Here is a 20268-nt window from a genome sequence, read left to right as displayed (position 1 = left end):
CCGTCACCCGATCACCACGCGCATCCCAGCCGCCGCGACAGCTCCCGGGCGGCGGCGACGGTGCGTTTGATCACCTCCGCGAGCCGCTCCTCGGCCAGCCGGTACGCGGGCGCCGACACGCTGATCGCCCCGACGACCGCGCCGTCGCGCGCCCGTACCGGCGCGGCCACCGCCCGCAGTCCGCGCTCGAGCTCCTCGATCGCCACCGCGAATCCCCGCTCGGCCACCTCCGCCAGCTCGCGGCGCACCGCGGCCGGCGAGATGATCGTCCGCTCGGTGAACCGGGTCAATTCCCTTGCCAGTACGGCCTGTTGGACCGATTCCGGCTGGTGGGCGAGGAGCGCCTTGCCGCTGGAGGTGGCGTGCAGCGGCGTGCGCCGGCCGAGCCAGTTCTGTGCGGTGACCGAGGCCGGGCCGCGCGCCTGCATGATGTTGACGGCGGCGTTGTTGTCGAGCACCGCGATATTGACCGTCTCGCCCAGCTCGTCGGCGAGGCTCCGGCAGACCGCCGCGCCCTCCCGCGAGATGTCCAGCCGCACGGCCGCCGCGCCGGCCAGCCGCAACACCCCCGCGCCGAGGTAGTACTTGCCGCGCTCCTGCTCCTGCGTCACCAGCCCCCGGTTCTCCAGCACCCCGAGCAGCCGGAACGCGGTCGATTTGTGCACGCCCAGCTCGTCGGCGACCTCGGTCACCCCGGCCTCGCCGTGCCGGGCGAGGATCTCCAGGACGGTGACCGCCCGGTCCACCGACCGTACCGCGCTGACCGGCCCTTTCGGCGGCTTCTCCGTGGCCCGCCGGGCCGTTGCCGCCTCCGCCGCCGGATCCGTGGCACCGTGCACCGTGGATACCCCGGCCGTGCCCGCCGCCGTGCCCACTGCCGCGGCCGCCGTCGTGTCCGCCGTCATGTCCGTCATCCGGCCGGATCCACCGCCCGGCGCCCCGGTCCCTGGGCGGCGTTGGCGGAGAGCCCTTGACGCGCCTCTCCCCCACCGGGATTCTGTTGCGCATAACGCTCCACCGTGCGCACTGCGAAACGCTTCTTCGCCGAACAGGCCGATCGGCCCGAACAGGCCGAACAGCAACTGGGGGGCCGTGTGATTTCCGTCTGCCGCATCGATTTCGCTCCTCCGATCGACGTCTGCCACGCCGACGGAGAGCCGTACGCCATCGACGACACCCGTCCCCACCAGGACGCCGCACGCTCCGGCGGCCGGCTGAAGGGGTGTCTGGTCGGCTGCCCGCTGCGCGCCGCTTCATTCGATCTCCGTGCCGGAGCCCCGGCCCGGCCGCCCGCCCCTCGGGCCGGGCACCGCCCTCCCCCGCCCCTCGCGGACCGCACGGCGCACCCCCGCGTCCCCGTCCCTCGCACCGCCGGGAAAGGAATCGCCGCATGAAGTCGATCGCCGTCATCGGTGCCTCGCTGGCGGGGCTGTACGCGGCGCGGGCGCTGCGCGCCCAGGGCTTCGACGGCCGCCTGGTCATCGTGGGGGACGAGCCCCACCACCCCTACGACCGCCCGCCGCTGTCCAAGGACTTCCTCACCGGCGCCACCGCCAACCACGGCCAACTGGCCCTGGCCGACGCCGAAGAGACCACCGAACTCGACGCCGAGTGGCTGCTCGGCACGCGCGCCACCGGCCTCGACACCGGCGCGCGCACGGTGCTCCTCGACGGCGGCCGGTCCCTGGTCACCGACGGCGTGGTCATCGCCACCGGAGCCACCCCGCGACGCCTCCCCGGCCCGGCCCCCGCCGGAACCCACACCCTGCGCACCCTCGACGACGCCCAGGCGCTGCGCGCGGACCTGACCCGCGGCGCGGCCGACGTCGTGGTGATCGGCGGCGGCTTCATCGGCGCCGAGGTCGCCTCGTCCTGCGCCGCTCTCGGCCACCACGTCACCGTCGTCGAGGCCGCCCCGCTCCCCCTCGTCCCCCAACTCGGCGCCGAAATGGCCCGGTTCTGCGCTTCCCTGCACGCGGACCACGATGTCCGGCTGCTCACCGGCACCGGCGTCGCCCACCTGCGCTGCGACGGGCCCGGCAACCGGGTCACCGGAGTCGAGCTGACCGACGGGCGGCTGCTGCCCGCCTCCGTGGTCGTCGTCGGCATCGGCGTACGCCCCCGCACCGACTGGCTCGCGGGCTCCGGGCTGCCGCTCGACGACGGGGTGCGCTGCGACGCGGGCTGCGTCACCCCGCTTCCCACCGTCGTGGCCGTCGGCGACGTGGCCACAGTGGACGGCACCCGCGCCGAACACTGGACCAGCGCCACCGAACAGGCCACCGTCGCCGTACGCAACCTCCTTGCCGGCCGCACCGTCGCCACCCATCGCGCGGTGCCCTACTTCTGGTCCGACCAATACGGGGTACGCCTCCAGTTCGCCGGCCACCGCCGGGCCGCCGACACGCCCCGCGTCCTCGAGGGCTCCCCCGACGACCGCAGCTTCCTGGCCTGCTACGAACGCGAGGGCCGCACCACGGCCGTCCTCGCCGTCAACCGCCCCCGCCCCTTCCAGCGCCTGCGCCGCGAACTCGCCCGCACGACCCAGCCGACGGGCGCGTAGGCGGCACACCCCCGCTCGCCGCGGGCACCGGCGCCGACCGCCCCGCTCGTCCCGCGCCGGTGCGTTGTCCGGTCGCGGTGTCCACCGGTGCCGCATCGGTCCAATAGACATCGAGCATGGTGCGCAGCGGCGTCGGCTCGCTGTCCGGGCCTATCGGCACCATGATCCGGTCCAGGGCCCGCCACAGCTCATGGTCCGGCCGCTCCGCGATGCGCCCGGCGCGGGCGTGCGCGGCCTGGTGCCGCTGCACCGCGAGGGCCAGCCTGCGCAGACATTCGCGGTGCTCCTGGGCCACGCTGTGGTTCGCGGTGCGGTTGAGGTCGCGCTTGGCGCGGTTGACGTCGGCGAGGGCGTTCTGGACGGTACGGGCGAAATTCGCGGCGCGGTGCCGCCATTCCTCGTAATCGTTCCGCGTATCGAACCAGTCCTTTTTCCCGGCCGGTCCCCGGGCGAAGCACGCGGCCTGGAATGCCTCGCGCTCGGCCTTTCGTTTCCGCAGGGCGGAGACATTGCGCTGCACCAGGCCGGACAGCGTGTCGCGGGTGCGGTCGATCAAGGTGGGGCTGATGAGTAATTCCCAGGTCTCCCCGTCACGTGCCGGAGGGTGGGCATTGTCGAGGACAAGCCGTACATAGGCGTCGTCGGAGAGCTGGGTGAGGGTGGTGACGTCCATCGGGCGGCCTCCGAGCCGGTCGCGGGCGCTGCTGTGCCCATGCTGGCGGCCGGGTCCGGCATATGGACAGGGCGCACGGCTGCACGCGAAAGCGCTCTCGCCGCCCCCACCCGGCGCCCACCGCGGGGCGGTTGCCCCCTGTGCCCCCGCCCCTCGCCGCCCGCCACGCCGTGCGCTCCGCCGAACGAGCACCGGCACACCCCTTGACACCCCGCCCTCAGGCGGCCGACTATCCCGGGGTGAACCTGTCAGACAGCCAGACAGCTGGCGAGATGCCCAGGCGCGTCAGCGCCATGGAAGCCGTGCTGAGCCATCTCCGCGGTGCCATCGAGCGCGGTGATTACGCGGTCGGGGACAAGCTGCCGTCGGAGGCGGAGCTGTGCCGACGGCTGGAGGTGAGCAGACCCGTGCTCCGGGAGGCGCTGCGGGCGCTGCAGACGATGGGCCTCACGGTCTCGCGCACCGGCAAGGGCACCTTCGTCATCTCGGCCGGTGCGGACGAGGATCCGCGGTTCGGTGACTACGCGGCCAGCGACCTGCTCGAGGTGCGGCGGCATGTGGAGATCCCGGTGGCCGGGTACGCGGCCGTGCGCCGGACGCCCGAGGACCTCGATCACCTCATGCGCCTGCTGGAGCGGATGGAGCGGGAAACCGACACCACCGCCTGGGTGGCGATGGACACCCTCTTCCATCTGGCCGTCGCCGAGGCCGCGCGGAATCCGGTCTTCCGGCGGGTCATCGAGGAGATCCGCGATGCGCTGGCCCGGCAGTCGACCTTCCTCAACGAGCTCGGCGGGCGGCGCGAGCAGTCGAACCGCGAGCACCGGGCGATCGTGGAGGCGCTGGTCGACCGCTCCGAGCATGACGCGGTGGAAGCCATGACCCACCACCTCGCCCGCGTCGAGTCGACGCTGAGCACCATCGTGCGGCCGACGCGCCGTACGCCCACCCCCTCCCCCGACGAAGAGGATCAGGCGTGAGCGAGCAATCCCTCCAGCAGGAAGAACGGCAGCGGGACCTGCGGACGCAGGAGCACTCCGGCGGCGGGCATGTCGACGCGGGCGATGCCGGGTACCAGAAGTCCTTGAAATCCCGGCATGTGAACATGATCGCCATCGGTGGGGCCATCGGCACCGGGCTGTTCCTCGGCGCGGGCGGCCGGCTCGCGGCCGCCGGGCCGTCGCTGGCGGTGGCGTACGCGGTCTGCGGAATCTTCGCGTTCCTCGTCGTACGGGCCCTGGGCGAGCTGGTGCTGCACCGGCCGTCGTCGGGGGCCTTCGTCTCGTACGCCCGGGAATTCCTCGGCGAAAAGGGGGCGTTCGTCGCGGGCTGGATGTATTTCCTGAACTGGGCGACGACCGGAATCGCCGATATCACGGCGGTGGCGACCTATACGCACTACTGGGGAATGTTCTCCGACATTCCCCAGTGGGTGATCGCGCTGATCGCGCTCGCGGTCGTGCTGACCGTGAATCTCATCTCCGTGAAGATCTTCGGTGAACTGGAATTCTGGTTCTCGATCGTCAAGGTCGGTGCGCTGGTCGTCTTCATGCTGATCGGCATCTTCCTGCTGGTCACCCAGCATCCGGTCGCCGGCCACACCCCCGGGCCCTCGCTGATCACCGACAACGGCGGCGTCTTCCCGACCGGGACGCTGGCGATGCTGCTGGTGGTCCAGGGCGTCGTCTTCGCCTATGCCTCGGTCGAGCTGGTCGGCGTCACTGCCGGGGAGACCGCGGAGCCGGAGAAGATCATGCCCAGGGCGATCAACTCCATCATGTGGCGGGTGGCGCTGTTCTACGTCGGCTCGGTGGTCCTGCTGGCGATGCTGCTGCCCTGGAACGCGTACTCGGCCGGCGAGTCGCCCTTCGTGACCGTGCTGTCCCGGGTGGGGGTGCCCGCGGCGGGCGGGGTGATGAACCTGGTGGTCCTCACCGCCGCGATGTCCAGCCTCAACTCCGGCCTCTACTCGACCGGCCGCATTCTGCGCTCCATGGCGATGTCCGGATCCGCCCCGCGGTTCACCGGCGTGATGAGCCGCAGCCGGGTCCCGTACGGCGGGATCCTCCTCACCTCCGGGATCTGTGTGCTGGGCGTGGGCCTCAACTACCTGGTGCCGAGCGAGGCGTTCGAGATCGTGCTGAACTTCGCGGCGATCGGCATCCTGAGCACCTGGGCCATGATCATGGTCTGTCATCTGCTCTTCTGGCGAAAGGCCCGCGCCGGGCTGGCCGTCCGCCCCGGCTACCGCCTCCCCGGCTCCCCGTGGACCGAGATCGTGACGCTGGTCTTCCTGGCATCGGTGCTGGTGCTGATGTGGGCGGACGGCGGGCCCGGCCGGACGACCGTGCTGTGCCTGCCGGCGATCGCGGCCGCGCTGGCCGGCGGCTGGTTCCTGGTACGGCGCCGGGTCGGGACCCTGCGGGACGCGGCCGCGCTCGACCGCGCCGACAACACCAAGTAAGCGAAGAACACCGGAAGTTGATGATGACGCACACCACCCTGCCGCCCCGTCGCACACCCGGCGCACCGCCCGACGCCCGGGAGCCGGCGCATGTTCCCGTCGCCCATGTGGTGCGCGGGGGCCTGGTCGAAGGCGTCCACCACGGCTCGGTCGTGGTGCTGGCGGCGGACGGCAGCGTGGAGTTCCAGGCGGGCGACGTCGAGGCCGCGTTCTATCCGCGCTCGGCGCTGAAGCCGGTCCAGGCGGTCGGCCTGCTGCGTGCGGGCCTGCCGCCGCTGGATGCCGCGTCGCTGGCGCTCACCGCGGCCAGCCACTCCGGCGAGGAACGCCATCTGGCCACGGCCCTGCGCATGCTGCACTCGGCCGGGCTGAGCGAGGACGATCTGCGCAATGTCCCGGATCTGCCGTACGGAGCCCCGGAACGCGACGACTGGCTGCGGCGGGGCCTGGGACCTTCCCGGCTCGCGCAGAACTGCTCGGGCAAGCACGCCGCGATGCTGATCACGGCCCGCGCACGGGGCTTTCGCCTGGAGGACTACCTCGACCCCGGGCATCCGCTCCAGTGGGAGATCGCCGCGACGGTCGAGGACCTGACCGGGCAGGGCATCGCCCGGGTCACGTTCGACGGCTGCGGGGCGCCGCTGTTCTCCGTATCGCTGCACGGCCTCACCAGGGCCGTGGCACGGCTGGCGACCGCCGCACCCGAGACGGAAGAGGGGCGGGTCGCCGACGCCATGCGCGCGCATCCGGAGATGGTCGCCGGCGGGGGCCGGGACGTCACCCGGCTGATGCGCGCGATCCCCGGGCTGATCGCCAAGGACGGGTTCGAGGGGGTGGGGATCGCGGCGCTGCCGGACGGCCGGGCGGTCGGCGTCAAGATCGCCGACGGCGCGGACCGCGCGCGGATGCCGGTGACGGCCGCGGCCCTCGAGCGCTGCGGCGTCGATCCCCGGACCCTTGCCGCGTTCGCCACCGCGCCGGTCATCGGGGGCGGCAAGAGCGTCGGCGCGCTGCGGGCGGCGGGCGCGCTGGCGCCCGTCTCCGTCCCGTAACCCCCTCCCCCGTGACCCCGTAACTCCCGTCTCCCCTCACCTCGTTAGTCGCACCCTTCCCTCCCTCACAAAGGACCACCTGCGCCATGACTGCCACCGCCGGCCACCGCCGCGAACACGACCTCCTCGGTGACCGCGACATACCCGCCGACGCCTACTGGGGCGTCCACACCCTGCGCGCCGTGGAGAACTTCCCGATCACCGGCACGGCGATCTCCGCCTACCCGCATCTGATCGACGCCCTCGCCGCCGTCAAGGAGGCCGCCGCGCGGGCCAACGAGGACCTCGGGCTGCTCGCCCCGAAGAAGGCCGACGCCATCGCGGCCGCCTGCCGGGACATCCGCGAAACGGGGCTGCTGCACGACCAGTTCGTCGTCGACGTCATCCAGGGCGGCGCCGGCACGTCGACGAACATGAACGCCAACGAGGTCATCGCGAACCGGGCGCTGGAGATCCTGGGCCACGCCAAGGGCGACTACCGGCATCTGCATCCCAACGAGGACGTCAACCTCGGCCAGTCCACCAACGACGTCTATCCCACCGCGGTGAAGGTGGCCACGATCATCGCCGTCCACGAGCTGCTCGAGACGATGACGGTGCTGCGTGAGGCATTCGCCGCGAAGGCGACGGAGTTCCGCGACGTTCTGAAGATGGGGCGTACCCAGCTGCAGGACGCCGTGCCGATGACGCTGGGGCAGGAGTTCTCCGCGTACGCCGTGATGCTGGAGGAGGACCAGAGCAGGCTGGCCGAGGCCGCCCTGCTCATCCATGAGATCAACCTCGGTGCCACCGCCATCGGCACCGGCCTCAACGCTCCCGAGGGCTACGCGGAGGCGGCCCGCCGCCATCTCGCCGCGATCACCGGGTTGCCGCTGGTCACCGCGGCGAATCTGGTGGAGGCCACCCAGGACTGCGGGGCCTTTGTGCATCTGTCGGGCGTTCTGAAGCGGATCGCCGTGAAGCTCTCCAAGAGCTGCAACGATCTGCGGCTGCTCTCCTCCGGGCCGCGGGCCGGGCTCGCGGAGATCAATCTGCCGTCGGTGCAGGCGGGCTCGAGCATCATGCCCGGGAAGGTCAACCCGGTGATCCCCGAGGTCGTCAATCAGGTGGCCTTCGAGGTGATCGGCAATGACGTCACCATCACCATGGCCGCCGAGGCGGGGCAGCTGCAGCTCAACGCGTTCGAGCCGGTCATCCTGCACTCGCTGTCGGAGAGCATCACCCATCTGCGGGCCGCCTGCCGCACCCTCGCCGAGCGTTGCGTGTCCGGCATCACGGCCAACACCGAGGCGCTGCGCGCGACCGTGGAGAACTCCGTCGGCCTGGTCACGGCGCTCAATCCGCACATCGGCTACACCGCCGCGACCGCCATCGCGAAGGAGGCGCTGGCCTCGGGGCGCGGGGTGGCGGAACTGGTGCTGGAGCGGGGGCTGCTGCCGGCCGACCGGCTCGCGGCGCTGCTGCGGCCGGAGGTGCTGGCGGGGCAGCAGTAGGGACACGAGCGGGCCCGGCACGGGAGGGACAGGGCGGAAAAAACGTGCCCGATTTGGCGAACGTCACATTTCGATGACGCCGACAAATTTGGACATTTCGCCCTGTTCCTTCGAGGTGGTCCCTACCGGCCCCCGTATCGTCACCGTCGCCCATGAACGGAAGTGAGCGCCGCACCCCGCACCGGGCGGCCGGAACGGAATTCCTTATGCACGCATCGCGCATCTCTCGCTGCGCACGCCGCGGGCTGGTCGCGGTGGTGGCCGGCGGATCGCTGCTGGCGGCCCTCAACACTGCGAGCCCGGCCGCGGCGAGCACCGCCAGCGCCCCGGCCGGCGGCTCGAAGGTCGTGTGCACCTCGGAGAAGTCCGGCCTGGCGCCCAAGCTGTCCCAGGACATCGCCGCCGCCCTCGACGGGCGCAAGGGCAGCTCGGCACTGGCCGTCTACGACCGGCCCACCGGGACCGTCTGCCGGTACCAGGCCGGTACGCACTTCGACTCCGCGAGCGTGGTCAAGGTCACCGTGCTCGGGGCGCTGCTCCGCCAGGCCGGGGAGGCGCACCGCCACCTCACGCCGCAGGAGGCCCACTGGGCCACCGCCATGATCACCAAGTCGGACAACGCCTCGACCGACGCCCTCTGGCACCGGATCGGCACGGCCGGCTTCCAGCGGTTCCTGGACCTGGCGAAGATGCACGACACCGTGCCGGGCAAGGGCGGGTCATGGGGGCTCACCCAGATCACCGCGGGCGACGAGCTGACGCTGATGCGGCTGCTCACCTCGGAGAACGCCGTGCTCTCCGCCTCGGACCGGGCCTATGCCCTCGACCTGATGCACCGGGTCGAACGGGACCAGCAGTGGGGCGTGCCCGCCGGAGCGCCCGCCTCGGCCACGGTGCACGTCAAGAACGGCTGGCTGCCGCGGGCGACCCACGGCTGGCGGGTGCACAGCGTCGGCGCCTTCACCGGCAACGGCCACGACTACGGGATGGCCGTCCTCTCCCACGGCAACCGCACCATGAAGGACGGCGTGGCCGCCATCGAGGGTGCCGCGCGGGTCATCCAGCGCGATCTGGCCGAGACGGGGCAGTAGCCGCCGGGGGCGCCGGGCGCGCTACCGGGGCCGGGCGATGAGTACGGCGACGTCGTCGTGGTCGTCCGGATCGCGCAGGGCGTCGAGGAGCCGGTCGCAGGTGTCCTCCAGAGGCCGGTCGGGGCCGTCCAGCAGATGGAGGAGGAGGGCCAGGCGCTCGTCGATGGCGTGGTGGCGGGTCTCGACCAGGCCGTCGGTGTAGAGGACCAGCTGGTCGCCGGGGCGCAGGCCGAAGCTGGTGTCTTCGAAGGCGATGCCGCCGACGCCGAGGGGTACGCCGGTGGGCAGGTCGAGCAGCTCGGGGGGTCGGCCCGCGCGCACCAGCACCGGGGGCAGATGTCCGGCCACGGCGATGTGGCAGCGGGCGTGGTGCGGGTCGTAGACGGCGTAGGCGCAGGTGGCGTACTGGTTCAGACCGCTGGTGATCTTGTCGATGTGCCGCAGCACATCGGCCGGTGGGATGTCCAGGTCGGCCAGGGTGGAGGTGGCGGTGCGCAGGCGTCCCATGGTGGTGGCGGCGTTGATGCCGCTGCCCATCACATCGCCCACGACGAGCGCGGTCTTCTCGCCCACGAGGGGGATGACGTCGAACCAGTCGCCGCCGACCTCGATGGTGGTTCCGGCGGGCTGGTAGCGGGTGGCGATCTCCAGGCCCCTCTGCTGGGGCGGGCGGTCCGGAAGCAGGCTGCGCTGGAGGGTGACGGCGGCGTCGCGCAGGCTCTGGTACAGGCGGGCGTTGTCGATGCACACCGCGGCGCGGTCGGCCAGTTCACCGGCGAGGGTGAGGTCGTCCTCGTCGAAGGGCAGCGGATTGCGGGCGCGGGTGAGGCCGAGCGCGCCGAGCACCCCGCCGCGGGCGATCAGCGGCGTCGTCAGGTAGGTGTGGACGCCGGCACGGGCCAGGAGGGCGGCGGCCTCGGGGTCACGGGCGATGCGGGCGAGGTCCCGCTCCTCGACGTGACGTATCAGGATGGGGCGACCGGTGCGCACGCACTGGGTGACCAGCCGGTCGGCTCCGTAGCTGGCGAGGTGGCCGGGAGGGTCGGCGGCGTCGACGGCCGCGTTGGGGTACGCGGCCTTCACCGCGAGGGCCCGGAAGAGGGCCGGGCGGGCGCCGGGTGCCGTGGGCGGGCGGTCCTCCAGTACGGAATCCAGGATGTCCACCGCCGCCACGTCGGCGACCTCGGGCACGGCGACGTCCGCCAGCTCGCGGGCGGTCCGTTCCACCTCCAAGGTGGTGCCGATACGGGCCGAGCCGTCGGCCAGCAGGGCCAGGCGCCGCCGGGCGCGGGCCGCCTCGGTGGCGGCGCGGTGCCGGTCGGTGACATCCACCAGCAGGCCGGCCACCCCGAGGACCCGCCCGCCGGGATCCTCGAGCCGGTAGTAGGAGACCGACCAGGCGTGATCGTGGTCGGGGTCGGCGGGGGTGCGCCCCACCGTGTACTCGTCGACCAGGGGGCGTCCGGTCTGCAGGACCTGCCGCAGCGCGGCCTCGATCTCCGCCACCTCCAGGAACGGCAGCACCTCGCGGACCGACCGGCCCAGATGCTCCTCGGCGGGGACGCCGTTCATCCGCTCCAGCGCCGGATTGACGGCCAGGTAGCGCAGGTCGGTGTCCAGGACGGCCAGCCCGATCGGGGACTGGGACACCAGCCGTGTGGACAGCGCCACGTCCCGTTCCGCCTGGCGCAGGGTCGCCTCGTCGGTGGCGATGCCCAGCGCGTAGAAGTCACCGCGGTCGTCCAGCAGCCGCATATTGCGGAACTCCACCAGCCGGGTGCTGCCGTCCTTGCGCCGGACGGGAAAGGCTCCCGCCCAGCTCTGGCCCGTCCCCATCACCTCGGTGAACAACTTGACCACCAGGTCCAGGTGCTGCTCGTGCACCAGCAGCCGCCCCGCGAACTGGCCCAGCGCCTCCTGCGCGGTGTAGCCGAAGAGCGACTCGGCCTGCGGGCTCCACAGCGCGATCCGTCCCTCGGCGTCCAGGACCACCGCCGCGACACCGAGCAGATCCAGCAGCCCGCTGCGCTGCGGCGCCCCGGAGTCCGGCCCGTCGGCCGCGGAACCGAAGGGGACCGCTGTACTCATCCCGGGCACTCCCTCCGCCCATGAACGCGACGCGCGGCGCCCCGTCGGCTCCTGGCTCCGGCGGCGTCGCCCGCACCCCGCGGTGCTTCCATGGTCCCCCCGGACCCCGGCGGCCGCTCAGCACGGGACCGGCGGGCCGGTGAAGGCGGGCCGCGGCGCGGTCCGCGCCCGGCGATCCGGGTCCCACTCCCGAAGCCCCGAGACCCCGCACCCCGCGACGAATCAGGCTGACGTGAGGGAGCCCGCCGCCCGGTCCTCGACCGCGGCGCCGCACGGTGGGCCCGCCCCTGCGGAGCGGGGCCATCGCGGCACGGGGGACGCGAGGCCCGGGATCAGGGAACGGGCGGCCCCTGCTCGATGCGCCGCAACACCGGTGGGAGCCGGTCGAGTTGCTCGCTCTCGATGGGCTGCCGTTCGTCCCACCACGTGGCACCGGCATCGGCCAGGGGCCCGATCAGATCGCGGGCCTTGGCGGGCGCCCCCGGGGTCGCGCCGCCGATCACGATGTCGAAGGGTCCGCGCTGATCGGGGTCGCGGTGCCGGTGGACGTACGTGACCAGGTCGCGGACCTGATCGACGGGTGGCAGGTGGCCGTGCGTGGCGGCGGTGAACAACGGAACCGCGCCGTCCCATTGGGCCGCGCGGCGCATGGGACGGCGGTGCGGCCAGAAGCCCGCCACCCAGACCGGCGGGCGCGGGCGCTGCACCGTGGCGGGCAACAGGGTCACCTCGTCGGCCCGGAAGTGCCGGCCGCGGTGGGTCACCGGCTCTCCGGACCAGTAGCGACCGAGGAGGCCCAGCCCCTCGTCCAGTCGCTCGGCGAGTACGACGGGGTCGGTCGGCTCGCCGAAGCTGCCGTACTCGTCGTCGATCGGCCCGCCCAGGCCCGCGCCGAAGATCACCCTGCCGCCGCTGAGGACGTCCAGCGTGGCCACCTGCCGGGCAAGCTGCTGCGGGCGCCGCCGGGCGACCGGCGTGACGAGCGTGCCCAGCTTGATCCTGGAGGTGGCCAGTGCCGCGGCGGTCAGCAGCATCCAGGGGTCCCCGAACATCCGGCGAAGACGCTTGTGGTGCACCACGTGGTCCCAGACGAAGAGCGCGTCCCAGCCCGCCCGTTCCGCCGCGAGGGCCACCGTCGCGACCGTCCTGGGGTCGGCGAAGTCGCCGAAGTTCGGGATGTTGATCGAACAGCGCATCGTTCCATAGTGAGCCGACGCGGCGGGCGGAGCAATCCCCCGAGAACATCGCCAACTGCCCGCTCGCCACTGGGTGTTATCCGGAAACCCCGGGCCGAGTGCCGGCCCGCGAACGGGCGGCGCCGCTCGTAGCGGCGCCGCCCGCGTCCGTGAAGGAACCCCGGTCAGGCCCCGTCCCCCTCCTGGGCCTCGACGATCGCGGCCAGGGCGGCGGCGACGGTGGCCTCGGCCACCTTCTTGTCGATGCCGAGTCCGGCGAGGACACCCGTACCGGCCTCGCGTTCCAGCAGGGCGAGCAGGATGTGCTCGGTGCCGATGTAGTTGTGGCCCAGGCGCAGGGCCTCCCGGTAGGTGAGCTCCAGCGCCTTCTTCGCCTGCGCGTCGAACGGGATGAGTGCCGGCAGCTCGTCGACCGCGGGCGGCAGGGCCGCGGTGAGGGCCTCCCGTGCGGCTTCCACGGACACGCCCTGTGCGACGATCGCCCGCGCGCCGAGTCCCTCCGGCTCGGTCAGGAGTCCCAGTGCCAGGTGCTCGGCGCGGATCTCGTTGTGGGACGCCGCGCGGGCGGCTTCCTGCGAGGCGACGACGACCTTGCGGGCCCGCTGCGTGTACCGGCTGAAGCCCTGCTGGGGGTCGAGGTCCGAGAGCTCGCCGGAGCCCTTCGCCACGAAGCGCTTCTGCGCCGCCTGCTTGGTGACCCCCATGCTCGTGCCGATGTCCGTCCAGGAGGCGCCCGAGCGCCGGGCCTGGTCCACGAAGTGGCCGATCAGGTGGTCGGCCACATCACCGAGGTGCTCCGCGGCGAGGACCGCATCGGAAAGTTGCCCCAGCGCGTCGGAGTGTCCCTTTTTGATGGCCTCGATCAGGTCGTCGAGGCGAACCGTATGCGTGGTGCGAGGTGAATTCTCCATGCGTCAACCATAGGTTGACGATCGACTGACCGTCAACCCTTAGTTGACGATTACGGGGTGCATATCCGGCGAGGAGTGGCAAGACATGCCTGCTTGGCACGGTCTGCCATCGACCGCGTACCGTTGGACCTTCATCCATACGGTTGACCCCGCACCCCATGGGCACGGGCAGCACAGCAGAGGTGGCAACAGCAGTGCGTCGACGGCACTTTCTTTCTCGTACGGCGGGTATGGCGGGTGCGGCGGCGTGGGGCCTCACAGGCTGCGGCTCGGGCGACGCCGCCAAGGACGTGACCTTGACGCTGATGGCGGCGAGTTACGGCAAGAGCGTGGGCTCCTCCCTCGTCGACCGGTGGCACGAGACCATCGCCGCCTTCGAGAAGCAGCACCCGAAGATCAAGATCGACCTGGAACTCGTCCCCATCGGTCAGATCGACAAGACGCTCGCCCGCCGCGTCGCGAGCGGACGGGCTCCCGACATCGCGCAGTCGTACGTCTTCGCCGACTACGCCGAGGCCCAGCAGCTCTACAAGGTCGACGACCTCTTCGACCTCCCCCTCCAGGCCGACTTCATCGCCTCCTTCGCACAGGCCGGGGAGATCGGCTACATCCAGTACGGGATTCCGTTCCTCGCCAGCACACCGCGCCTCTTCTACAACAAGAGCCTCTTCGCTCGCGCAGGCATCAGCGGCCCGCCGTCGTCCTGGGCCGAGCTGCGCGCCGCCGCCCTGGCGCTCAAGACGGCCGGGGTCAAAACTCCGTACGGACTCCAGCTCGGCCCGGAAGCGGCCGAGGACGAGGCGCTGGCGTGGATGCTGGCGGCCGACGGCGGCTACGCGGGCCCGGCCGGCTACGACTTCACGAAGAAGGAGAACGTCGAGGCGCTGACCTGGCTGAAGACCGAGCTGGTGGCGCCGGGGCTGGCCGGCGCCGATCCGGCGCAGTTCAGCCGGACGCCCGCCTACGCCGCCTTCCTCAAGGGCGAGGTCGGCATGATGCTGGCCCACCCGGTGCTGGTCAAGGCGGCCGAGCAGGCCCGGATTCCGTACGGAGACGCGGACTTCCCGACGCGGCACAACGGCGCCGCGGCGCCGGTCGGGCTGAGCGACTGGCTGATGGCGTTCCGGCGCAACGGACACCGCAAGGAGTGCGGCGCCTTCCTCAGCTACCTGTTCGGCGAAAGGTCAGCCGTCCGCTTCGCGGCGGGCCAGGGGACCCTGCCGGTGACGGTTTCCGGTGCGGAGGCGCTGCGTGGGCAGCCGGCCCAGCGGCCCCTGCGGAAGTTCATCGACCAGATGCCGAAGGCCCAGTTCCATCCGGTCAACCGGAGTTCGTGGCCCAAGGTCCGCGACGCGGTACGGGACCGGATCGGCGATGCGGTCATGGCGCGCGGCAATCCGCTCTCCACCCTCGAATCGCTCCAGCTGACGGCGCACATGGCCGAGGACCGGGCCGCCCGCCGCAGCTGACGCCCCATCCGCCGCCACCGGCCCCTCCCGTCGGTCCGGTGAGGGCGGAATGCGACGATAGGGCCGTCATGGATGCGGGGCACGTTCTCAGGGGGCTACGCGCCGCGGTGTTCGCGGCGGTCTGTGTGCTGCTCGCCGCCCTGGGGCATACCGCGATGTCGGATGCCGCGGTGCCCGGCTGGATGCTGCTCGCGGCCGGCGCGGCAACCGCGGCCGGCGCCTGGTGCCTGGCCGGACGCGAACGCGGGCCGCTGCTCGTGGGGTTGCTGACGGTGGGCACACAGGCCGCCCTGCACAGCGCGTTCTCCCTGGGACAGGCGGTCGCCGGCACCGGCGGTGAACGGGCCTCCCTGGCGCGCCAATGGGCGAGCACCTGGCTGTGTGGCGCTCAGGGGATGTCCCTCGCGGACATCGATGCCGCGCGGCGGATGCAGCAGCAGATGCCGCACGGAATGCCCGGGATGCACGGGATGCAGGACGGCATGGCGGGGATGGGCGCCCCGCCGGGGGTGCCCGGCATGACCGGCGCGCACGCCATGGGCGGCGGCGCGGCCGGCATGCTCGCCGTCCACCTGCTCATCGCCCTGTTGAGCGCGTGGTGGCTGTGGGGCGGCGAGCGCGCGGCGTTCCGGCTCGTCCGGACCGTATCGGCGCGGGTGTTCGCGCCGCTGGTGCTCGTCCTTCGCGTCGTACCGCCCGATGCGCCGGCCGCCGTGCGGGCCGCCCGGCAGGAGCCGCGGCGTGCGGTGCAGAAGCTGCTGCTGGCCCATGTCATGTCCTTGCGGGGTCCGCCGCGTGAGCCGGCTGTCCGCTGACAGCACGGTCGAATTCCCGGGCCGCACGGGCCATCCGCCGACGGCGGTCCCGGGCTCCACTTCACCGGTCGCCGCGCGCGGCGACCGGATCACGCCAAGGACTCCAAGGACTCCAGATGATGATTCCTGTCCGGACCGGGCGCTCCCGCGTCCCCTCAGCCGGGGGCGGACCCCGGCCGCAAGCGTGCCAGCAGCGCGTCGACGGACGCCGTGTCGCCCTCGCCGGGCGCCGCGGCGCGGCCGATGCCGGCGGCCAGCGCCCGTGCCCGCGCCTGCCACTCGCGGCAGTCCGCGCAGCCCGAAAGATGCTCCTCGAGCCGGCGGCCGGTGAGGCCGGGCGGCAGTTCCTCGCCGTCGAGGCGGGCGGAGAGTGCCGTACGGATGCGCGCGCAGTGCATGGGCCCATCCTCCCCGACGCGGCGGCGCGCGACGAGGGGCGGTCACGGAATGCGCGATGACGAGGCGGTGACCGGGTGGGCGCTGGCCGCCCGCGGCGGTGACGAACGGGCCGTCGAGCAGTTCGTGCGGGCCACCCAGCTCCATGTCCGGCGCTATGTGACGCATCTCAGCGGCGATCCCCAGGCCGCCGATGACCTGGTGCAGGACACCTATGTACGGGCGCTGCGCAGCCTGCCGGGGTTCGAGGGCCGGTCGTCGGCGCGGACCTGGCTGCTGACCATCGCCCGGCGCGTGGTGGCGGACCGGATCCGTTCGCAGGCGGTACGGCCCCGGCTGGCGGCGACCGACGACTGGCAGTCGGCGGCGGAGCGGATGCAGCCGCGCGGGGTGCCGGGATTCGACGAGGGCGTCGCCCTGGCGGAGCTGCTGTCGGCCCTGGGCCCGGAGCGACGGGAGGCGTTCGTGCTGACGCAGCTGCTGGGCCTGCCGTACGCGGCGGCCGCCGGGGTGATGGGCTGCCCCGTGGGGACGGTCAGATCGCGGGTGGCGCGGGCGCGGGAGACGCTGATCGCGCGGCTGGCGGAGGCGGAGGGGGCCTGGCGGCCCGCCCCGGGACCCGCGTCGCGCGATCTCGCCGGCGCCGTTGCCTGACGATATGTCAGGTTCGCTGACGCGGTAGGTACGGGCCGGCCCCCGCACCGGCATCGGTCCGGTGCGGGGGCCGGCGTGTTCACCCTCCGCCGAGGGTCGCCGTCGCCCGCGCCCGGACCGTGAGCGGCGGGCCGTCGCGGAAGTGGAGGGTGAAGGTGAGCCGGTCTCCCGGGGCGAGCCGGGGCGGCGGGGTGACCATGATGTCCAGGCCGGTCGCCGTCATCCGCAGCGTGCCGCCCGCCGGGACGGTGGCGGCGCGGACCATTTCCATCCGCCGTGCGTTGCGTCCGATGTCGGCGGTGCGGCTGAGCATGGCGCGGTGGCCGGGCGGGCCGGTGACGCCGGTGAGCGTGGCGTCCGCGGTGCCGGTGTTGCGGAGGGTGAAGAACGCCGCGGTGGACTCCGTCCCGTAGGGGATCAGCACGCGCCCCTCGGCGACGGTCAGACGCGCCGGCGTCCCGGCATTGCCGGTGGCGGTCCAGGCGGTGAGGGCGCCCAGCGTCGCCAGGCATACGAGCAGGGGTACGGCGGCCGCCGCGCGCAGTGGCTTCATGAGGTCTCCCAAGGGGCGTGCGTACGGGGGTGTCGGGTCCGCCGGGGCCGCTCGGCCGCCTGCGCCGGCCGCCAGGCCCGCAGGCGCAGGCTGTTGCCGACCACCAGCAGCGAGCTGGCGGACATCGCGGCGGCCGCGAGCATCGGGGTGAGCAGGCCGACGGCGGCGAGCGGCACGGTGAGGAGGTTGTAGCCGAAGGCCCAGATGAGGTTGGCGCGGATGGTGCCAAGGGTGCGGCGGGCCAGCCGTACCGCGTCGGCGATGGCCTGGAGGTCCTCGCGGACCAGGGTGACGTCCGCGGCGCCGATCGCGGCGTCGGTGCCGCTGCCCATGGCGATGCCCAGGTCGGCGAGCGCAAGGGCCGCGGCGTCGTTGACGCCGTCGCCCACGACGGCGACCCGGCCGCCCTGTTCCTTGAGGGTGGTGACGAGGGCGGCCTTGTCCTCCGGGGTGACCCCCGCGTGGATCTCGGTGACGGCCAGATGTCCGGCCACGGCACGGGCGGTGGCCGCGCGGTCCCCGGTGGCCAGCACGGGCCGCAGGCCCAGGCGCCGCAGATGGTCGATGGCCCGGTAGGCGTCGGGGCGGAGCGCGTCGCCGACCGCGAGGACGGCCTCGGGGGTGTCGTCGACGGTGACCAGGACCGCGGTGTGACCGGCGGTTTCGGCGACGCGTACGGCTTCCGGGAGGGGATCCGGCAGGCCGGTGGAGTCGGCGGGCGGCCGGACGACGGTCACCCGGCGGCCGTCCACCGTGCCGCTCACTCCGCATCCGGGCGTGGCCGTGAAGTCGCTTACAGGAGCCCCGAGTTGCTCCTTTCGGGCGGCGTGGGCGGTGACGGCGCGGGCCAGGGGGTGCTCGGAGCCCCGCTCGACGGCGGCGGCCAGCCGGAGCGCCTCGGCCGGGTCGAGGCCGTCGGCGCGCGGCGTCAGGTCCGTCACGCTCATCCTGCCGGTGGTGAGGGTGCCGGTCTTGTCCAGGACGATGGTGTCGATGCGGCGCAGCCGCTCCAGCGCCCGCGGCCCGCTGACGAGGATCCCGAGCTGGGCGCCGCGCCCGGTGGCGGCCAGCAGCGCGGTCGGAGTGGCGAGCCCCAGGGCGCAGGGGCAGGCGACGACCAGGACCGCGACGGCGGCGGTGATCGCGGCCTGGGGGTCGGCTCCGGCGCCGAGCCAGAAGCCCAGGACGGTGACCGAGACGGTCAGTACGGCGGGGACGAAGACGGCCGCCACCGCGTCGGCGAGCCGTTGCGCCGCGGTCTTGCCGGTCTGGGCGTCCTCCACCAGCCGGGTGATCCGGGCGAGTTGGGTGTCCGCACCGACCGCGTCGGCCCGGACCACCAGCAGTCCGCCGGAGTTGACCGCGCCCCCGACCACCGCCGAGCCCGGTCCGGCCTCGACCGGCCGGCTCTCGCCGCTGATCAGCGAGAGGTCCAGCGCTGAACTGCCCTCGGTGACGGTGCCGTCGGTGGCGACCCGCTCCCCCGGCCGTACGAGGAAGAGGTCACCCACGCGCAGCTGGTCCAGCGGGATGCGCCTGCCCCACTCGGCGTCTCCCGCGCTCTCGGCGCCCGTGGTGCCGTCGCGGCGTACGACGACGTCCTTGGCGGCGAGTTCGGCCAGCGAGCGCAGCGCGGAGCCGGTACCGCGCCGGGCTCTGGCCTCCATCAGGCGTCCGGCCAGCACGAACAGCGGTACGCCGACGGCGGCTTCCAGATAGAGGTGCGCGGTGCCGTCGCCGGCCGTGGGCAGCAGGGTGAAGGGCATGGTCATGCCGGGCGCACCGGCGCCGCCGAGGAACAGCGCGTACGCGGACCAGCCGAAGGAGGCGGCGACGCCCAGCGATACCAGGGTGTCCATGGTCGCGGCGCCGTGCCGCAGGCCGCGCAGCGCACGGGTGTGGAAGGGGGCCGCGCCCCAGACGGCCACCGGAGCGGCGAGCGCGAAGCACAGCCACTGCCAGTGCCGGAACTGCCAGGCGGGGACCATGGAGAGGGCCAGGACGGGGACGGAGAGCAGGGCGGTCAGCAGCAGGCGCCGGAGTTCCGCGTGGCCGGTGTCGGTGGCCTCCTGAGGGGCGGGGCGCGCGTCGTGCGGCTCGGCGGCGGGCTCGGGGAGCCGGGCCGTGAATCCGGCGGCCTCCACGGTGGCGATGAGCTCGTCGACCGGCAGCGCCGCGGGGTGGCTGATCCGGGCCCGGCCGGTGGCCAGGTTCACCGAGGCCGATACGCCGTCGAGCCGCCCGAGTTTCTTCTCCACCCGGCCCACACAGGCGGCGCAGGTCATCCCGCCGACCGTGAGGGTGGTGGTGCGGGGCGGGGACGGGAGGGCGGTGGCGTCGCGCGGGGCCGTGGCCGTCATCGCATGCCGCCCATCCCGTGCATGCCGCCCATGTCGCCGTCGCGGGCGGGTCCGGGCTCCGGGGTACGGGCGTCGCCCGCGGGGTGCAGCCCCGGCGCGACCGGTCCGGCGGCGGCGCCGGCCCCGTAGGACAGCGCGAAGAGCACCGCCAGCAGGGCGACGAAGCCGATGACCGGCCGGGCGGGCAGCAGCCGTCGGACCGCCGGGAGGAGAAGGGGCCGCTTGCGGTCGTCCGGCGCGACCGAAGAGGCCGAAGGGCCCGAAGAGGCCGAATTGGCCAAAGGGGCCGAGGGGGCCGACGCGGCCGAGGGGTGGGACATCGCCGCTCCAGTGGTGGCGTTGGGGAGGTTGCGCAGAGGTAGTCGGCGCAACCGGCGCCCGGGTTCCGCCGATTGCCGATCTCCGTCCCCGGACCGACGGTCGCCGTCCCCCGCGCCGCCGAATTCCCCGCCGAGGGAACTCCCCTCCCCCGTCGTCCGACTTCTCACAA

The 20268-nt window shown here is 73.1% G+C and carries 19 protein-coding genes; 10 read left to right on the top strand and 9 right to left on the bottom strand.

Annotated elements, in window-relative coordinates:
- Nucleotides 1–11: 11 nt before the first annotated feature.
- A complete protein-coding gene (locus ACIRPT_RS04925; RefSeq protein ID WP_403822297.1) occupies nt 12–914 on the bottom strand; it encodes an IclR family transcriptional regulator in 903 nt (300 codons plus the stop codon).
- 168 nt (nt 915–1082) lie between these two features.
- On the opposite strand from ACIRPT_RS04925, the gene ACIRPT_RS04920 reads away from it, so the two are divergent.
- Both ACIRPT_RS04920 and ACIRPT_RS04915 read left to right on the top strand, forming a co-directional pair.
- Nucleotides 1083–1394, top strand: coding sequence for a Rieske 2Fe-2S domain-containing protein (locus tag ACIRPT_RS04920; RefSeq protein WP_403823362.1), 312 nt, complete (start codon nt 1083–1085; stop codon nt 1392–1394).
- Nucleotides 1391–2563, top strand: coding sequence for an NAD(P)/FAD-dependent oxidoreductase (locus ACIRPT_RS04915; RefSeq protein ID WP_403822294.1), 1173 nt, complete (start codon nt 1391–1393; stop codon nt 2561–2563). The genes ACIRPT_RS04920 and ACIRPT_RS04915 overlap by 4 nt, the downstream gene beginning before the upstream one ends.
- Here the strand turns inward: ACIRPT_RS04915 and ACIRPT_RS04910 are convergent.
- Entirely contained in the window at nt 2493–3236 is a 744-nt protein-coding gene (locus ACIRPT_RS04910; protein WP_403822291.1) for a hypothetical protein, read from the bottom strand. The genes ACIRPT_RS04915 and ACIRPT_RS04910 overlap by 71 nt on opposite strands.
- A gap of 239 nt (nt 3237–3475) precedes the next feature.
- Here ACIRPT_RS04910 and ACIRPT_RS04905 point away from each other — a divergent pair, with 239 nt between their 5' ends.
- The 5 genes from ACIRPT_RS04905 to ACIRPT_RS04885 all read left to right on the top strand — a co-directional run bounded on the left by ACIRPT_RS04905 (nt 3476) and on the right by ACIRPT_RS04885 (nt 9336).
- The gene (locus tag ACIRPT_RS04905; protein ID WP_403822289.1) at nt 3476–4216 is read left to right on the top strand and encodes a FadR/GntR family transcriptional regulator; all 741 of its coding nucleotides are present in this window, start codon (nt 3476–3478) and stop codon (nt 4214–4216) included.
- Entirely contained in the window at nt 4213–5700 is a 1488-nt protein-coding gene (locus tag ACIRPT_RS04900; RefSeq protein ID WP_403822287.1) for an amino acid permease, read from the top strand. Before ACIRPT_RS04905 ends, ACIRPT_RS04900 begins: the two co-directional genes overlap by 4 nt.
- Nucleotides 5701–5720: 20 nt before the next feature.
- On the top strand, nt 5721–6752 hold the full coding sequence (locus ACIRPT_RS04895) for an asparaginase (RefSeq protein WP_403822284.1): 1032 nt from the start codon (nt 5721–5723) through the stop codon (nt 6750–6752).
- Nucleotides 6753–6838: 86 nt separating this feature from the next.
- Nucleotides 6839–8245: an aspartate ammonia-lyase gene (aspA, locus tag ACIRPT_RS04890; protein WP_403822281.1), complete on the top strand. Its 1407-nt coding sequence runs from the start codon at nt 6839–6841 to the stop codon at nt 8243–8245.
- A gap of 206 nt (nt 8246–8451) precedes the next feature.
- Complete coding sequence (locus ACIRPT_RS04885) at nt 8452–9336, top strand: serine hydrolase (protein WP_403823360.1); 885 nt, start codon at nt 8452–8454, stop codon at nt 9334–9336.
- A gap of 21 nt (nt 9337–9357) precedes the next feature.
- On the opposite strand, the gene ACIRPT_RS04880 is transcribed toward ACIRPT_RS04885, so the two are convergent.
- The 3 genes from ACIRPT_RS04880 to ACIRPT_RS04870 form a co-directional block, all read right to left on the bottom strand.
- Nucleotides 9358–11424: a SpoIIE family protein phosphatase gene (locus tag ACIRPT_RS04880; protein ID WP_403822278.1), complete on the bottom strand. Its 2067-nt coding sequence runs from the start codon at nt 11422–11424 to the stop codon at nt 9358–9360.
- Nucleotides 11425–11756: 332 nt separating this feature from the next.
- Nucleotides 11757–12620 carry an LLM class flavin-dependent oxidoreductase gene (locus tag ACIRPT_RS04875; protein WP_403822275.1) on the bottom strand — a complete coding sequence of 288 codons (864 nt, stop codon included), beginning with the start codon at nt 12618–12620 and terminating at the stop codon, nt 11757–11759.
- A gap of 164 nt (nt 12621–12784) precedes the next feature.
- The gene (locus tag ACIRPT_RS04870; RefSeq protein ID WP_403822272.1) at nt 12785–13531 is read right to left on the bottom strand and encodes a Clp protease N-terminal domain-containing protein; all 747 of its coding nucleotides are present in this window, start codon (nt 13529–13531) and stop codon (nt 12785–12787) included.
- A 305-nt stretch (nt 13532–13836) separates the two neighbouring features.
- Between ACIRPT_RS04870 and ACIRPT_RS04865 the strand changes: the two genes are divergently transcribed.
- Together ACIRPT_RS04865 and ACIRPT_RS04860 are read left to right on the top strand one after the other, a co-directional pair.
- Nucleotides 13837–15000, top strand: a complete 1164-nt coding sequence (locus ACIRPT_RS04865) for an extracellular solute-binding protein (RefSeq protein ID WP_403823357.1) — start codon at nt 13837–13839, stop codon at nt 14998–15000.
- Nucleotides 15001–15068: 68 nt separating this feature from the next.
- Entirely contained in the window at nt 15069–15815 is a 747-nt protein-coding gene (locus ACIRPT_RS04860) for a PE-PGRS family protein (RefSeq protein WP_403822270.1), read from the top strand.
- A 155-nt stretch (nt 15816–15970) separates the two neighbouring features.
- Here the strand turns inward: ACIRPT_RS04860 and ACIRPT_RS04855 are convergent, their stop codons facing one another.
- Nucleotides 15971–16213, bottom strand: coding sequence for a zf-HC2 domain-containing protein (locus ACIRPT_RS04855; protein WP_403822267.1), 243 nt, complete (start codon nt 16211–16213; stop codon nt 15971–15973).
- A 49-nt stretch (nt 16214–16262) separates the two neighbouring features.
- Here ACIRPT_RS04855 and ACIRPT_RS04850 point away from each other — a divergent pair, with 49 nt between their 5' ends.
- A complete protein-coding gene (locus tag ACIRPT_RS04850) occupies nt 16263–16865 on the top strand; it encodes a sigma-70 family RNA polymerase sigma factor (protein WP_403822264.1) in 603 nt (200 codons plus the stop codon).
- Nucleotides 16866–16944: 79 nt separating this feature from the next.
- Here ACIRPT_RS04850 and ACIRPT_RS04845 read toward each other — a convergent pair whose 3' ends face one another.
- The 3 genes from ACIRPT_RS04845 to ACIRPT_RS04835 are packed head-to-tail and all read right to left on the bottom strand — an operon-like array spanning nt 16945 to nt 20098.
- Entirely contained in the window at nt 16945–17418 is a 474-nt protein-coding gene (locus ACIRPT_RS04845; protein ID WP_403822261.1) for a copper chaperone PCu(A)C, read from the bottom strand.
- Entirely contained in the window at nt 17415–19778 is a 2364-nt protein-coding gene (locus tag ACIRPT_RS04840; protein WP_403822258.1) for a heavy metal translocating P-type ATPase, read from the bottom strand. The genes ACIRPT_RS04845 and ACIRPT_RS04840 overlap by 4 nt, the downstream gene beginning before the upstream one ends.
- Nucleotides 19775–20098: a hypothetical protein gene (locus tag ACIRPT_RS04835; RefSeq protein ID WP_403822256.1), complete on the bottom strand. Its 324-nt coding sequence runs from the start codon at nt 20096–20098 to the stop codon at nt 19775–19777. Before ACIRPT_RS04835 ends, ACIRPT_RS04840 begins: the two co-directional genes overlap by 4 nt.
- Nucleotides 20099–20268: the final 170 nt, after the last annotated feature.

Origin of the sequence: Streptomyces sp. NPDC101227, assembly GCF_044767545.1 — a bacterium.
In the GTDB taxonomy this organism is placed as follows: domain Bacteria; phylum Actinomycetota; class Actinomycetes; order Streptomycetales; family Streptomycetaceae; genus Streptomyces.
The sequence above is the reverse complement of the archived record's forward strand: the minus strand, read 5'-3'. Positions and strand labels throughout refer to the sequence as shown.

Bases quoted from the DNA above. Each gene is read 5' to 3' on its own strand.
- ACIRPT_RS04925 (WP_403822297.1), bottom strand. From the start codon at position 914: ATGACGGACATGACGGCGGACACGACGGCGGCCGCGGCAGTGGGCACG.
- ACIRPT_RS04915 (WP_403822294.1), top strand. From the start codon at position 1,391: ATGAAGTCGATCGCCGTCATCGGTGCCTCGCTGGCGGGGCTGTACGCG.
- ACIRPT_RS04910 (WP_403822291.1), bottom strand. From the start codon at position 3,236: ATGGACGTCACCACCCTCACCCAGCTCTCCGACGACGCCTATGTACGG.
- ACIRPT_RS04895 (WP_403822284.1), top strand. From the start codon at position 5,721: ATGATGACGCACACCACCCTGCCGCCCCGTCGCACACCCGGCGCACCG.
- aspA (WP_403822281.1), top strand. From the start codon at position 6,839: ATGACTGCCACCGCCGGCCACCGCCGCGAACACGACCTCCTCGGTGAC.
- ACIRPT_RS04885 (WP_403823360.1), top strand. From the start codon at position 8,452: ATGCACGCATCGCGCATCTCTCGCTGCGCACGCCGCGGGCTGGTCGCG.
- ACIRPT_RS04880 (WP_403822278.1), bottom strand. From the start codon at position 11,424: ATGAGTACAGCGGTCCCCTTCGGTTCCGCGGCCGACGGGCCGGACTCC.
- ACIRPT_RS04875 (WP_403822275.1), bottom strand. From the start codon at position 12,620: ATGCGCTGTTCGATCAACATCCCGAACTTCGGCGACTTCGCCGACCCC.
- ACIRPT_RS04870 (WP_403822272.1), bottom strand. From the start codon at position 13,531: ATGGAGAATTCACCTCGCACCACGCATACGGTTCGCCTCGACGACCTG.
- ACIRPT_RS04865 (WP_403823357.1), top strand. From the start codon at position 13,837: ATGGCGGCGAGTTACGGCAAGAGCGTGGGCTCCTCCCTCGTCGACCGG.
- ACIRPT_RS04860 (WP_403822270.1), top strand. From the start codon at position 15,069: ATGGATGCGGGGCACGTTCTCAGGGGGCTACGCGCCGCGGTGTTCGCG.
- ACIRPT_RS04855 (WP_403822267.1), bottom strand. From the start codon at position 16,213: ATGCACTGCGCGCGCATCCGTACGGCACTCTCCGCCCGCCTCGACGGC.
- ACIRPT_RS04850 (WP_403822264.1), top strand. From the start codon at position 16,263: ATGCGCGATGACGAGGCGGTGACCGGGTGGGCGCTGGCCGCCCGCGGC.
- ACIRPT_RS04845 (WP_403822261.1), bottom strand. From the start codon at position 17,418: ATGAAGCCACTGCGCGCGGCGGCCGCCGTACCCCTGCTCGTATGCCTG.
- ACIRPT_RS04840 (WP_403822258.1), bottom strand. From the start codon at position 19,778: ATGACGGCCACGGCCCCGCGCGACGCCACCGCCCTCCCGTCCCCGCCC.
- ACIRPT_RS04835 (WP_403822256.1), bottom strand. From the start codon at position 20,098: ATGTCCCACCCCTCGGCCGCGTCGGCCCCCTCGGCCCCTTTGGCCAAT.